The sequence below is a fragment of the Nocardia sp. NPDC058519 genome (assembly GCF_042719755.1).
In the GTDB taxonomy this organism is placed as follows: domain Bacteria; phylum Actinomycetota; class Actinomycetes; order Mycobacteriales; family Mycobacteriaceae; genus Nocardia.
In genome coordinates, this window is sequence record NZ_JBHXNK010000006.1 from 62,534 (window position 1) to 75,157 (window position 12,624).

At 66.2% G+C, this 12,624-nt stretch carries 15 protein-coding genes; 5 read left to right on the forward strand and 10 right to left on the reverse strand.

From position 1 onward, the window contains the following. Window positions 1-100: 100 nt before the first annotated feature. Both ACFWPK_RS09310 and ACFWPK_RS09315 read right to left on the reverse strand, forming a co-directional pair. Window positions 101-736, reverse strand: a complete 636-nt coding sequence (locus ACFWPK_RS09310) for a TetR/AcrR family transcriptional regulator (protein ID WP_378914114.1) — start codon at window positions 734-736, stop codon at window positions 101-103. Between the two features lie 348 nt (window positions 737-1,084). Next, the gene (locus tag ACFWPK_RS09315) at window positions 1,085-1,459 is read right to left on the reverse strand and encodes a hypothetical protein (RefSeq protein WP_378914115.1); all 375 of its coding nucleotides are present in this window, start codon (window positions 1,457-1,459) and stop codon (window positions 1,085-1,087) included. 301 nt (window positions 1,460-1,760) lie between these two features. Here ACFWPK_RS09315 and ACFWPK_RS09320 point away from each other — a divergent pair, with 301 nt between their 5' ends. Genes ACFWPK_RS09320 through ACFWPK_RS09330 form a run of 3 tightly spaced genes read left to right on the forward strand, consistent with a single transcriptional unit; the run spans window position 1,761 to window position 4,443 of the window. Further along, window positions 1,761-2,558 (forward strand): CPBP family intramembrane glutamic endopeptidase, encoded by a 798-nt coding sequence (locus tag ACFWPK_RS09320; protein WP_378914116.1) that lies wholly within the window; start codon window positions 1,761-1,763, stop codon window positions 2,556-2,558. Between the two features lie 26 nt (window positions 2,559-2,584). Further along, window positions 2,585-3,247: a hypothetical protein gene (locus ACFWPK_RS09325; protein ID WP_378914117.1), complete on the forward strand. Its 663-nt coding sequence runs from the start codon at window positions 2,585-2,587 to the stop codon at window positions 3,245-3,247. Continuing rightward, window positions 3,244-4,443 (forward strand): PrsW family intramembrane metalloprotease, encoded by a 1,200-nt coding sequence (locus tag ACFWPK_RS09330; RefSeq protein ID WP_378914118.1) that lies wholly within the window; start codon window positions 3,244-3,246, stop codon window positions 4,441-4,443. Before ACFWPK_RS09325 ends, ACFWPK_RS09330 begins: the two co-directional genes overlap by 4 nt. A 268-nt stretch (window positions 4,444-4,711) precedes the next feature. Here ACFWPK_RS09330 and ACFWPK_RS09335 read toward each other — a convergent pair whose 3' ends face one another. Further along, on the reverse strand, window positions 4,712-5,395 hold the full coding sequence (locus ACFWPK_RS09335) for a DsbA family protein (protein WP_378914119.1): 684 nt from the start codon (window positions 5,393-5,395) through the stop codon (window positions 4,712-4,714). 237 nt (window positions 5,396-5,632) lie between these two features. Between ACFWPK_RS09335 and ACFWPK_RS09340 the strand changes: the two genes are divergently transcribed. Both ACFWPK_RS09340 and merB read left to right on the forward strand, forming a co-directional pair. After that, on the forward strand, window positions 5,633-6,034 hold the full coding sequence (locus ACFWPK_RS09340; protein ID WP_378914120.1) for a MerR family transcriptional regulator: 402 nt from the start codon (window positions 5,633-5,635) through the stop codon (window positions 6,032-6,034). Next, entirely contained in the window at window positions 6,031-7,035 is a 1,005-nt protein-coding gene (gene merB, locus ACFWPK_RS09345; RefSeq protein ID WP_378914121.1) for an organomercurial lyase, read from the forward strand. The genes ACFWPK_RS09340 and merB overlap by 4 nt, the downstream gene beginning before the upstream one ends. A gap of 134 nt (window positions 7,036-7,169) precedes the next feature. Here the strand turns inward: merB and ACFWPK_RS09350 are convergent, their stop codons facing one another. The 7 genes from ACFWPK_RS09350 to ACFWPK_RS09380 all read right to left on the reverse strand — a co-directional run bounded on the left by ACFWPK_RS09350 (window position 7,170) and on the right by ACFWPK_RS09380 (window position 12,449). Continuing rightward, on the reverse strand, window positions 7,170-7,931 hold the full coding sequence (locus ACFWPK_RS09350) for an ABC transporter permease (RefSeq protein WP_378914122.1): 762 nt from the start codon (window positions 7,929-7,931) through the stop codon (window positions 7,170-7,172). After that, entirely contained in the window at window positions 7,928-8,734 is an 807-nt protein-coding gene (locus ACFWPK_RS09355) for an ABC transporter ATP-binding protein (RefSeq protein WP_378914123.1), read from the reverse strand. Before ACFWPK_RS09355 ends, ACFWPK_RS09350 begins: the two co-directional genes overlap by 4 nt. Beyond that, window positions 8,734-9,105, reverse strand: a complete 372-nt coding sequence (locus tag ACFWPK_RS09360; RefSeq protein ID WP_378914124.1) for a DUF1048 domain-containing protein — start codon at window positions 9,103-9,105, stop codon at window positions 8,734-8,736. Before ACFWPK_RS09360 ends, ACFWPK_RS09355 begins: the two co-directional genes overlap by 1 nt. Before the next feature lie 2 nt (window positions 9,106-9,107). Continuing rightward, the gene (locus ACFWPK_RS09365) at window positions 9,108-9,437 is read right to left on the reverse strand and encodes a PadR family transcriptional regulator (protein WP_378914125.1); all 330 of its coding nucleotides are present in this window, start codon (window positions 9,435-9,437) and stop codon (window positions 9,108-9,110) included. A gap of 129 nt (window positions 9,438-9,566) precedes the next feature. Next, window positions 9,567-10,457, reverse strand: coding sequence for a hypothetical protein (locus ACFWPK_RS09370; protein WP_378914126.1), 891 nt, complete (start codon window positions 10,455-10,457; stop codon window positions 9,567-9,569). An 86-nt stretch (window positions 10,458-10,543) separates the two neighbouring features. Then, window positions 10,544-11,347 (reverse strand): DUF4239 domain-containing protein, encoded by an 804-nt coding sequence (locus ACFWPK_RS09375; RefSeq protein ID WP_378914127.1) that lies wholly within the window; start codon window positions 11,345-11,347, stop codon window positions 10,544-10,546. A 238-nt stretch (window positions 11,348-11,585) separates the two neighbouring features. Continuing rightward, window positions 11,586-12,449: an acyl-CoA thioesterase gene (locus ACFWPK_RS09380; protein WP_378914128.1), complete on the reverse strand. Its 864-nt coding sequence runs from the start codon at window positions 12,447-12,449 to the stop codon at window positions 11,586-11,588. Between the last annotated feature and the right edge of the window lie 175 nt (window positions 12,450-12,624).

A 12,624-nucleotide genomic window follows, 5' to 3' on the forward strand; every position in this document is an offset into this window, starting at 1 on the left:
GGACTCACAGCCGCCCGGGTTCGTGCCGGCGAGCACACCCTTGGATTCATTCGGGGACAGCGCGTTTCGACGAGCAATCGCCCGACGAGCGCACCTGCGATCAGTGCTGCGCGGCCTCCGCGGCGGACCGGGCGATCTCCGCGGCACCGGAACGGTCGACGCCGACCGCGATCAGGCAAGCCAGGGCGGCGTCGCGCGCGGCTTCGGCACCGACCCATTCACCATCGCTGTGCGCTTTCAGCAGCTCGAGCACCAGCGCCGTGAGCACCCCGGCCAACGCTGCGGGCGGCAGGTGACCAGCGAAGGTTCCGTCGGCTTGACCAGCCGCTATCAACGTGATCAGCCGGGCGCGGACGGGCGCGAGCCGGTCGGCCATCCGGGCTCGCGACCCGGCTTCGTCCAGGCACAGCAGCAGCTGGAACTCGTCGCCGACAGCCCACAGCGCGACCGCCATATCCGCGGTCGCCCGGGCGGGCGGTTGCGCGGTGTCGATACCGTCGAGTGCGCGACCGACCTGCTCGAAGGCCTCGTCGAGCATGCCGTCGATCAGCGCTTCCCTTGTGGGGAAATGACCGTAGAGGGTGCGGCGGACCATCCCCGCGGCCACAGCGATGTCTTCCATACTCGCCAGGGGATTTCGCAGCAACTCGTCCCCGGCCACAGCGACGATGCGTCGCCGGTTGGCCAGTGCGCGCGGCCCGAGGCCGACGGTGGTCGAGTGCGTCGTCGCAGTCACGTCCGTCCTTTCACCCACCACCATCCCACACCTGCGCAAAGGTGTGCAAAAGGCCGTCGTCGCCGCGTTGGAACCGGACCACTTCGTGACTGCCGGGATCGCCGACGATATCGGGCCAGAACACGTCAAGTTTCCGGGCACAGAAGCCTCTTCGACCGAGGTCAGAGGGGTTTCACTGTCGGTCTGACAGGAATCTGACCTACGACCACTCGGCGCGCGTTCCAATTGTCCAAACCCATCAGTACCCAATAGCGCTCAGCGCCAGGCTCTTTCGCGAAACGACTGTTCTCACCGTTTCGCATGAATTCGCATCGATTCCGGTCAAATCTGTGAGGTTTCCGTGCGGCGCTACCTACAGCTTTCAGTGCTCGGCCGAGATTTCGTGTCCAGGCACCGCTTGCCCACCAGCTGCGCATCCTCGGCGTAGGCGTGGGAATGCATGATCTCGCCGGTGAATTCGGCTGCGCCCGGCCACATCGGGTCGGGCAGCCGCGGATCCCAGTGGTGGCCGTTGGCGACCAGTGCCGCGTCGTACGGCACGCTCTCGCCGGTCGAGAGCGTGACCTCGAAGGTGCTGTCAGGCTGTGGCGCGATGTGTGTGTGTGACCCCGCCCCGCCGAGACCGACCGCGACGAGGGCGAATTCGCCGCAGTCCTGGACGAGCTGACGCCCGACTCGTGCCCGGCCGCGCCGTCGCTGCACCGCTACGACGAACTGCTGCAATCACAGCAGTTCCGACCCTGACCCGGAGACGTCACAGTTCGGCGCCAGATTGTTCGCCCGAAATTGGCCAACCGATGCTCCGGCCGGACGAACCGGTACATCTACCGGTCAGCGTCCGCGATGTCGATCATGATCGAGATCAACCCCGCCAGCATGATTACCCCCTTCCCCCGCGAAGATACCGCGCACGGGCGGAGCCACCTTGCGTGGTTGCCATAAGGTCGCTACCAGAGCGGCAGGCGTCGAGCGACACGAGTCCATATCGAGCGTCCAGCTTTCCGGGCGGATATTCTTTACCCGCATGAGCACGCCCGAAACTGCGCTATCGGCCACACAGGCCGGTCGCCGCCGCCTGTCCTATCCGATGTTCGCGCTGGCCGTGATCGTCTATCTGGCGATCATCCAGCTCGGTGGCCTGCTGATGACCGAGCTGACCGGCGAGGACGACTTCTTGTCCACGCGTGCGGTGTTCTACGGCATGATCATCCCGCTCGGCGTCGCCCTGGCGTTCACCTACGGGCTCATCGCCTATCTCGGCTGGACGCGACCGGTTCTGCACGACGATCGGCCGACCCGGCCGTGGGTGCGGGTCGTGCCGATCGTGTTCCTCGTCGCGATCGTCTTCGGCATCAACTACAGCGCCCTGTCCGACAAAGGCCTGCTGTACACACTGGTGCTGCTGATCGCCACCCAGTTCGTCGGCTGGGGCGAGGAGGGCATGTTCCGCGGAATCGGCGTGGTGGTCCTGCGTGATCACGGGCTGAGCGAGGGCAAGGTCGCGCTGTGGTCGAGCATCGTGTTCGGGGCGGTGCATCTGACCAACGGCATCACCCACGGCGCGAACGCGATCGGGCAGGCGATCATGGTCAGCCTGGCCGGCTACTTCTTCTACCTGACGCGGCGGGTCACCCGCGGCAACACCGTCAACTCGGTGCTGCACGGCCTGTTCGACTTCACCCTGCTGACCGGCACGTCGATTCTGATCGATCAGACCTTCTATCTCGGTGCTCTGCTGCCGATCCTGCTCTACCCGGCGCTCGCGATCGTGCTGCTGGTGAAGCGCCACAGTATCGAGCCCGCTCCGGCGCACGCCGCCTGAGCCACCGACCGATCACGGAGACGCACGTGGGAACACATCAGCGAGAGACCGAAAGGGTCTTCTCGGAACAGTATTTCGACCCGGGTGACCGCTGGGTGCCGGTGGATCGCCGCTGGCTCGGCATGGACAAGCGGACCATCCTGCCCGCCCTGGTCGTGCTCGTGCTAGCCCTTCTGCAGGGGGTGCTGCTGCCGCAGATCGACGCCGCGATCCCGGAGAGGGACGTGACCGCCGTCGGCGATGTGATCGCGGTGCAGGGTCAGGTGGGCTTCACCGCCGCCGGTGGCTGGTCGCTGGTCGCCGGGGAACGTCGAAGCGACGAGCCCAGCGGGCAGGGCTACCCGCCGCAAGCGGTGCTCACCCGTGGCGGGACCCAATTCGTGGTCCGCACCGGCAATTTCGACGGCGACGCCACCGCCCTGCTCGATCAGATCCAGCGCACCGACGAACTTCTCGGCGGGGCGCTGAACGCGACCGGTGACCCGGTCGCCATCACCACCCGCGCCGGTCTGACCGGAATCATCACCCGCTACGCGGCCGCAGGCGTAGATGGTGTGCTCGCCGCGTTCGTTTTCAACGGAACCGGAATCGAGGTCGTGGCCGTCGGCCCGACGCAACCGGGCCAGGACATCCTCGGCGAGGTCGCCGAGATGATCGCCAGTATCGAACCGATCGGAGCAGTGCGGTGACCGGCAGCAGCGACCTGACCCAGACCAGGTTCCTGGCCATCGAGAACTCCGGCTGGGGCCGCGATTTCACCTTCTACCAGCCACGCAATCTCGCGTTCTGGGTGTATCTGCTGATCACCGGTTCCGGAGCGATGCTGTTCGTCTCACGCATCGCCACCAGCTATCCCGCCTACGGGCGCGCGATCGCCGTCACTGCCGTGGTGTTCACCGTCTACGGCGCGTTGTTCTGGTGGTTCGTCGCCCACATCGACCGCTACGCCCGCCAACCCACGAAACTGCTCGTCGCCGCCTTCTGCTGGGGCGGGTTCGCCGCCACCTGGTCGATGGCCTCCTACGCCAACACCGCCCTGATCGCCATCTACGGCAAGGTCTTCGGCCACGCCTTCGCCCAGGACTGGGGTCCGGGCCTGAGCGCACCGTTCACCGAGGAAACCGCCAAGGGCTTCGGTCTGCTGCTGATCATCGCCCTCGCGCCACGGCTGATCCGTACGGCGTTCGACGGCTTCATCGTCGGCGCGTTCCTCGGCCTGGGCTTCGAGATCATCGAGGACATCGCCTACGGCATGAACGCCGGCGCCTCGCAGTTCGGCGCCAACCAGGTCGGCGCATCGATGAGCACCGTCGTACTGCGCGTGATCACCGGCGCCACCGGCCACCTGCTCTACACCGCGATCTTCTGCGCCGGACTGGTGTATCTGCTGGGCCGCCCCGCCGAACCCCGCAAGATCGCGCGCGGCATCGGCCTGATCGCGATCGCGATGCTGCTGCACGGATTCTGGGACTCGATGGGCAACCTCGCCGGCGACAGCGCCCTGGGCAGCATCGCGATCATCGCCGGCACCATGATCATCGCCCTGTCGATCGCCGCAGGCGTCTTCGCGACCACGGTGCCCCGCGAACGAGAGTTTCTCGCCCGGATCCTGGCGCCCGAGGTCGACAACGGGACACTCACCGAAACCGAGGCGGCCGCAGCGTGCGCGGATGCCAAGGGCCGCAGGACATTCCGCAAGGCGGGAGCGGACAGGGCCGGACGCGCCCGCAACGAACAACTGCTCGACGCGATCTACGACCTGGCTGACGCGCTGGCCACCGACCGCGGCGGGGAAACACCACGGGTGGAATTCGCACGCTCGGAGATCACCCGTATCCGCGACGGGCGCCCGGCCACCCAGGCACAGCTGCCAGTCCGGATCTGAACACCTTTCGAGCAGCCTTCGAACACCACTGAAGCCGAGTTCGGAAACCCGTTCGGAAACAGGACTGAGCGAACTTGCCATGACCGCTCAGGACGACCGAATCGAAACCAGTCCGTACCAGCGGACCCGCACCGTCAGATCGGATATGAATCCGCGATGACCAGGCGTTTCCAGTTGCCCATGTTTTGTGTGTCCTGCCGAGGGCGCGAACCCGCGACGTGACCGCACCGTCATCATGGGCTCCCACATCGATGCCTGAACATCGAGGTCACTCCACAGCGGCATCGAGAGCAGCAGCCAGGTCGCGGGACCCGCTCACCGTGATCTTCTCGCCGTTGAGGAAGAAGCTGGGTGTGCCCGCGACTCCCAGTGCGAGGCCTTCGTCGAAGTCCGAATTCACGCGCGCCGCGGTGCGCGGGTCGTTATAGGCGATGTCGAAAGCGGCCATGTCCAAGCCGATTTCAGCGGCCAGGTTCCGGAACACCGTGTCCTGGGCGACGCGCTTCTCACCCCACTCCGCTTGGGTTTCGAACAGTCGCTGATACATCTTTTCGAAGTGCCCTTGCTGCGCGGCCGCCTCGGCGGCACGGGCGGCCCGGCCGGAGTTGAGGTGCGACGGGATCGGGAAGTAGCGCACCACGAAGCTGACGCGATCTCCGTACTCGGCGCGCAGGCGCTCCATGGCCGGGAACATCGCTCCGCATGCCTCGCATTCGAAGTCCAGGAACTCCACCAGGGTCACCCTGGCACCTGGAGGGTCCGACAGCCGGTGGCTGTCCGGACGCACCACCGCGGCCGGTTCACCGGTCGATCCGGCCTCGCGTGCCGGAGCGCCCTGGGCACGGTCGTCGCTGCGTGCCGCTGCCAGCACAATCGCGCCGACGACGAGGACGAGTACCGCGGCCAGCGTGGTCAGTATGCGGGTGCGGCGCGGCACCGGGCGGGCGTTCACCGCGCCCGACTACGGACAAATGAGACAAACAGGATGATCTCGACCATGGTCGCCATGTTAGCGCCCGCCGGTCCCAACAATCCAAATTCCCCTGAATACAGAATCTTATGTACTGATTGAGCCGACGGGCGTATCGCCGTCGCGCTGGGCGGCCTGGTGGGTCCGCGCCCGCGAACGCGACTGGAACCAGGCTGCGCTCTTGACCTTGTACCTGGGTACAGGGTCGAGAATGGCGGTATGCGAACCGGTGAGCTGGCCGCGCAGGCGGGAGTCAACGCGCAGACCCTGCGCTACTACGAGCGACGCGGTCTGCTGGCCCGCCCGCCTCGGTCCGCTTCGGGCTATCGCAGCTATCCCGACGAGGCGGTCGTGACGGTGCGGTTCGTCAAGCGCGCCCAAGACCTGGGCTTCGCGCTGGGCGAGATCGAGGAATTGCTCCAATTGGCCGACGGCGGCCCGGCGGACTGCGACGCGGCGCGCGCACTGGCGCAGGACCGGGTCACCCAGCTCGGGCAACGGATCGCCGACCTGCAACGCATGCAACGGTCGCTGGCGGAGCTGATCACGACCTGTGAGCTGCCGCCCGCGCAACGCCGCTGCCGGATCCTGACATCACTCCACGAGGGAGAACATCCATGAGGCTGGAGATCCTCCAGGTCCCCGACTGCCCGAATGTGGCAGTGCTCGAAGATCGAATCCGTCGAGCCGTCGCTGGTCGACCGGTTGACATCGAGATCGTGCATCGCATCGTCGACGACGCCGAACAGGCCGTATCCGCTGGGATGACCGGCTCCCCCACCCTGCTCGTCGACGGCCGCGACCCCTTCGCGACAGCCGCATCGGTGCCGAGCCTGTCGTGTCGGCTCTACCCCTCGCCGACCGGTCTCGACGGCGCCCCTACGGTCTCGGCGCTGAGGGCGGCACTGGAGGCGGCTGAGTACAGCGAGTCGAACGACGGTGCGGACACCGCGTCATGTTGCGCTCCTGGATCCGGGGCAGAGACCGCGGCGGACGAGCTGAGTTCCCAGCGTGCGGATGCCCGACCCGCTGATCCTGCCGAGCGTGCGCTACACCAGGCGATCCTGAGGGGATTCGCGGAGCGCGGATTCCCACCCAGCCGCGCCGAACTGTCCGAAGTGGTTGCAGGACAGAACATTTCTCTCGCTGAGGCGATGGAGCGGCTGCACGAGTCCGATGTCGTTCGTCTCGACGGCGGGGGCGAGGTCGCGTCGGCCTATCCGTTTTCGGGAACACCGACCTCGCACCGTGTCCAAATCCTGGGCGGGCCGGCCGTTTACGCCATGTGCGCTGTCGATGCCCTCGGTCTGGCGGCCATGCTCGACACCGACGTCGAGGTCAGCTCCACCGACCCGGTCACCCACACCCCGATCACCGTCACCGTCCACGGCCAACACCTGACCGCCGAGCCCGCGACCGCCGTGGTGTTCGTCGGAGGCCGGGCGACGCAGGGACCCACAGCGGAATCCTGCTGCAACTACCTGAACTTCTTCACCGACCGACCCGCCGCCGAGGCGTGGGCCGCTGACCACCCCGAGGTCCCGGGCCTGGTCCTTGACCTGTCCCAGGCGCATACTCTCGGAAACCAGATCTTCGCGAATCTCCTCCGAGACGTGGATTGACGATGACCCGGGTCGCGAACGCGTAAACCGCCTGCCTCCCAACACGGTTCGTGAAAACCGGCGCCGCGAGCACCGTGCCTGCACTGCTGTGGGTGACCGCATCGGATGCACGGCCACCCACAGTGGTCAGCGGGTCAGGAGACCTTTCGGCGATAGGTGGCCGTGGCGACGAAGTACGCGACGACGAGGATGCCGACACACCAGCCGAGGGCGATCCAGATGTCGCTGCCGACCGGCTCCTGGGTGAACAGGTCCCGGATCGCGTTGACGATGGAGGTCGCCGGTTGGTGTTCGGCGAAGGCGCGCACCGGACCGGGCATGCTGTCGGTGGGCACGAACGCCGAGCTGATGAACGGCAGGAAGATCAGCGGGTAGGAGAACGCGCTGGCACCGTCCACCGACTTCGCGGTGAGGCCGGGGATGACGGCCAGCCAGGTCAGCGCCAGGGTGATCAGTCCCAGGATGCCGGCGATCGCGAGCCACGACAGCACACTCGCCCCTGTCCGGAATCCCATGAGCACGGCGACGAGGACTACCACCACCACCGAGATCAGATTGGCGACCATCGAGGTCAGCACGTGCGCCCACAGAATGGCCGACCGTGCGATCGGCATGGACTGGAATCGCTCGACGATTCCGTTCTTCATATCCAGGAAAAGCCGAAAGGCGGTGTAGGAGATGCCCGAGGCGATCGTGATGAGCAGGATGCCGGGTAGCAGGTAGTTCACATACGACTCCGACCCCGTGTTGATCGCGCCGCCGAAGACGTAGACGAACAGCAGCATCATGGCGATCGGTGTGATCGCGGTCGTGATGATGGTGTCCGGGCTGCGCGCGATGTGGCGCAAGGATCGTCCCAGCAGGTAGCCGGTGTCACCGAGGAATCGGGTATTCATCGTTGTTCCTTGCTCATCGACGCCGACGAGGCGGCTTCGTCGTCACCGACGATGGCGAAGAAGATGTCCTCGAGTGTCGGCTGTTTCTCGACGTATTCGACCTTCGCAGGCGGGAGCAGTTGTTTCAGTTCGGCGAGGGTGCCGTCGACGATGATTCGCCCCTTGTGCAGGATCGCGATCCGGTCGGCGAGTTGTTCGGCCTCGTCCAGATACTGGGTGGTGAGCAGCACTGTGGTGCCGTTGTCGGCCAGCCCCTTGACGGTCTTCCAGACCTCGATGCGTGACTGCGGATCGAGTCCGGTCGTCGGCTCATCGAGGAAGATGACCGGCGGGTTCCCGATGAGGCTCATCGCGATGTCGAGGCGTCGGCGCATGCCGCCGGAATAGGTCGATACCTTGCGCGCCGCGGCCTCGGTGAGCGAGAAACGCTCGAGCAGTTCGTCGGCGACAGCGCCGGGGTTCTCGAGCCGCCGGAGGTTGGCGACCAGCACGAGATTCTCACGTCCACTGAGGATTTCGTCGACAGCGGCGAACTGTCCGGTGAGGCTGATGGCCTCGCGCACTTTCGCCGGCTGGGTGGCGAGATCGAAGCCGTGGACGCTGGCAGCTCCGGCATCCGACTTCAGCAGGGTGGACAGGATTCTCACGACGGTCGTCTTACCTGCCCCGTTCGAGCCGAGCAATGCGAAGATGCTGCCCCGCGCCACGTCGAAGTCCACGCCGCGCAACACATGCAGGTCTTTGAAGGACTTCTCCAGCCCCCGCACACGAATCGCCGGCACAAGGGTCTGTTGCGTTGTCATCAGCGCGGCCCCTCTTCCTTCTCTGCACGCTCGACGGCGGCGGTCAGCCGTTGCCGCTCCGCGTTGATCCACTGGCCGTCGGCGTAGTTCGCCAGGAATGCCTCCGCGAACTCCACCGGATCGTCACCGACGATCGCCCGAACCGGAACCGCTTCCGCCACGTTCTGCTCGAAGAGATCGACGAGGTCTTCCACCATTTCCATCAGGATGTCCGGGTTGGTGATCGCCCCGCGATACATCAGGTAGCGGTCCAACGCTTCGACCGTCACGCGGTAGCTCTCGGGAAGTTGCTTGACCCGCGCCTTGTACTGCCGGTAACGCTTCTTGTCCTCGAAGGGCCCGGTGACCCGCTCGATCCAGCTCTTGCCCATGGCTACTCGTCTCCTTCGCGAAGCTGTTCCAGTCGTCCTGCGAGGAAGCTCCAGGTCCTCCAGAACTCGTCGAGGTAGTCCCGGCCCGCGGCGTTGAGGGTGTACACCTTGCGCGGCGGCCCCTTCTCCGACGGAACCTTCTCCACGTCGACAAGGTCGCGCTTCTCGATCCTGACGAGCAGCGCGTACACGGTTCCCTCGGCGATGTCGGAGAAGCCGTGCTCACGCAGCCACGCGGTGATTTCGTAGCCGTATGCGGGCCGCCCGGCCAGGATCGCCAGGACCATGCCTTCGAGCGTGCCCTTGAGCATTTCCGTTATCTGCTTGCCCACCGACGCACCTCCTTCATCTACTAAGCGACACTTAGTACTGGTAGATAGTAACGCTGACTACCGGTACATAGCAATACTTACTAGCCAGGCGTGGGGTCGGCACCGCGATGTCTTTACGGCCCTCAGCGACTACTTCCGGCCACGCAGGCGAGCACGCGCGCCTGCGATGATCGTGATGATCATGACGGTCATGACCTGCAGCGCGGTGAGCGGAGGTGCAGAGGGTGGCTGAACACGTGCGGTGAACTCGACGGAGGGTGGCGGCAGCGGCAGCGGCGGCGGGATCGCTGCGGGGATCGATGGGATCACCTCGGGCAGTGGCACTGGGACAGGCACGGCGGCCGGTGCCACCGGTGTCGGTGGAATGGTCAGGGGGATACCGGGCTCCGGCAGACCCGGGACCGGTAGCAACAGCATGCAGGTCAGCAAGGCGCTGCCGGTCGCCGCGCTGCCGACGGCCACGCTGCCCGCACCGGCCGAGCCCGAGCCGACGCTTCCGCTGGAACCGAGGCCGACCAGGCTCGAGCCCATGCCGCTACCGGTGACGATGCCAGACCCCAGCGCGGCGCTGCCGACTGCCGCGCTGCCGACACAGGCGGGAAGCACATGGTCGGGGTTGAGGAGCAGCAGGCCGCCGAGCGTGTCCGGGCCTGCGACCGGAGTCGTCAGCGCCGTACCGGGCCCGGAATCGGCGGCCCCGGGATCCACGGCGGTTGGATCGATCGTCGCGCGGGCGGCATCGATGCCGCTGGGAGTGCTCGGTCCGAGGCCGAGAGCTTGCCCGGCCGCCGGGTTCGGAACCATCCCCGCCGAGCTTCCGGTCGGCGCCGACGACCAGCCCGGTTCACTCGCGGCGCTGCTGCCGGTGCCGAGCCCCAGCTCCAGCCCGCCGGTTTGTCCGTCGCCCGCGGCGGCCTCGGTGCCCGGAGCCGCACTGCCGCTGATGATCTGGTCGATCGCCGGTATTCCCGGGTCAGCCGCAGCGAGCGGTGCGTGGACGGCCAGCCCTGCCGCAGCCATCGATGCCGCCGCGAATCCTCGTACTGCTCTTCGTTTTCCGCGCACTACGCCTCCGAAAGCCAAGTACTGATTGCTGTTCGACCCGGTCAACGAGGAATATCGCCGCTGGACGACGTTTCCGCGGCAAGGTGCTGGAAGCGCGCGAGCGCGAGTTCGTAGGCGTCCTTGGCGACGTGGTTACCGCCGGCGAACGGCCGATCCAGTTGATAGACAGCCACAATGACCGCACCGATCACCAGACCGAACAACCCGGTCATGAGGATGCTGCGCTTGGTGACCACAACACCGGAGAAGACGGTGCCGAACAACAGCATGGCAGTGGCGAACCACAAGGCGATGTAGAGAAACCAGGGCAACCGATAACCGGCGTCCAGGCCACGGTCGAAGCGGGCATCGGTGATCGCCGCAACGGCAGTGGCGGTCTCCTCCTGGGCCGCCTTCGCGTCCGCGGTGGCGGCAGGCACGGAATTCACCGCCTCCCGCAGATCATCGAGCGTCGCCTGCGTGGACGAGCTCAGTCGGCGCTGTTCGTCCATGACCTGCCACTCCTCGTCGATCACCTGTCGGGTGTAGGCGGTCACCAGGGTTTGGATCTTCTCCCGATCCGGCTCGGGCATGCTGTTCGCGGACTCGTACACGCCCACCAGGGCTTTGCCCTCGGACACCGTGTGCGCGTGCGAGGTGTCGTACTGCTGCCACAGGATCACCACCACGAACGCCACGATGGCGGCGAAGAACATGTTGACCATGTCCAGCATCATCGAACCAGCACCGGAATCGTCGTCGTGCCGCCATGATTCGGGCCGCACTCGATCCCCCAGCACGAAGATCCCCACCGCGACGCCCACGAAAAGCGCCAATACCGCCAGCTGCAACAGAATTCCTAGCATTCCGCGACTCCGTTCCTGCCCGGGGTGGAAGCGATCACACGGTATTCGCGGCCGCCGCGCGGATGGATTGCGATCCGAATCCCTTCCACCCCAACGATTTACGACCGACCGGTCGCTTTCGTGGCGCTGCCGCCGTGAACCCGGCCGACGCGCGATCGTTCGAAGACGGCGATCTCGAGCCCGGTGAGGAGCTGCTGCGGCTCCCGACGGCCCGTGTACGACGTCGGCTCTGGAATGCTCAGTCGTGGGTTTTGGAGGAGTACCCGTGCGCGCGCATCAGGCCCTGCGCATCCACCGAAGCCACCAATTCGCCTGCGGACGTGAATATCTGAATCCGCGCGTACATGCGCCCCGCACCCGCGAAAGGACTCTCGCAGCGCAACAGCAGCCAGTCGTGCACGGTGAACGGACGATGAAAGGTGACAGTCTGGGCGAGCATGGCCGACTGCCCCCGGCCACCGCGCCGCGCGATCTCGGCCTGCGGATACGGGCGCGAGGCGACCGGGCCCAGGAAACCCTCACTGCCATGGGCCAATAGCGCCCGCGAGAACACAGCCAGATCGGGAGCCTTGTCACAGCGCATCCACACATCCAGGGACGGCGGACCCGCGAGATCGAGCGCCAGCGCGTCCGCGCCACCGGGCGTCCGGACCTCCCACGGCAGCAGGGCACACGGCAGGTCGGCACACTCCTCCGGACCAGGCACCTCGGGCGGCAGTACGGCATCGTGTGCGAGGAAGTCCGGCTCGTCGACACTGAGCATGGCCAGCACCCGGGCGTGCTCGCGCCCGTCCTGCCGGAACGACACCTGCACGGTGGCCAGCGCCCGCCCCGACTGGACGACCTCGACATCCACGTCGACCGCACGATCGGCGTGCCCACCGCGCGGGAACACACCGTGCAGCGACTGCACCGCCATCTGCGGCACCGTGCGCTCGGCCGCGACCACCGCCTGCGCCAGCGTCTGACTGCCCAACGTCGTCGGCAGCGTCGAAGTCACGTTCCTCGCCCGAAATCGTCCGGGCGCGATCTCGGCGAGATCGAGCACTTCGAGCAGGTCGGCCAGGTCGACGACCGGCCAATTATCGGTTCCACCAGCCACTGCGGAATGCTCGCACACACCTCGACCTCCAGGGAAGCCACGATGAGCGGTGAGTGGGACACTTACTCTGGACGACCCCGCCGCACAGTGGTCACGTCAACGGGGACCGGCCACTGGCGATTCGAGTAGGAAACTACTCGTGTGAGGCTGTCGAACAAGAGGTCTCATTGATGTC

Coding starts and splice junctions, on each gene's coding strand:
- ACFWPK_RS09320 (WP_378914116.1), top strand. CDS start 1,761: ATGAGCACGCCCGAAACTGCGCTATCGGCCACACAGGCCGGTCGCCGC.
- ACFWPK_RS09340 (WP_378914120.1), top strand. CDS start 5,633: ATGCGAACCGGTGAGCTGGCCGCGCAGGCGGGAGTCAACGCGCAGACC.
- merB (WP_378914121.1), top strand. CDS start 6,031: ATGAGGCTGGAGATCCTCCAGGTCCCCGACTGCCCGAATGTGGCAGTG.
- ACFWPK_RS09350 (WP_378914122.1), bottom strand. CDS start 7,931: ATGAATACCCGATTCCTCGGTGACACCGGCTACCTGCTGGGACGATCC.
- ACFWPK_RS09355 (WP_378914123.1), bottom strand. CDS start 8,734: ATGACAACGCAACAGACCCTTGTGCCGGCGATTCGTGTGCGGGGGCTG.
- ACFWPK_RS09360 (WP_378914124.1), bottom strand. CDS start 9,105: ATGGGCAAGAGCTGGATCGAGCGGGTCACCGGGCCCTTCGAGGACAAG.
- ACFWPK_RS09370 (WP_378914126.1), bottom strand. CDS start 10,457: ATGGCTGCGGCAGGGCTGGCCGTCCACGCACCGCTCGCTGCGGCTGAC.
- ACFWPK_RS09375 (WP_378914127.1), bottom strand. CDS start 11,347: ATGCTAGGAATTCTGTTGCAGCTGGCGGTATTGGCGCTTTTCGTGGGC.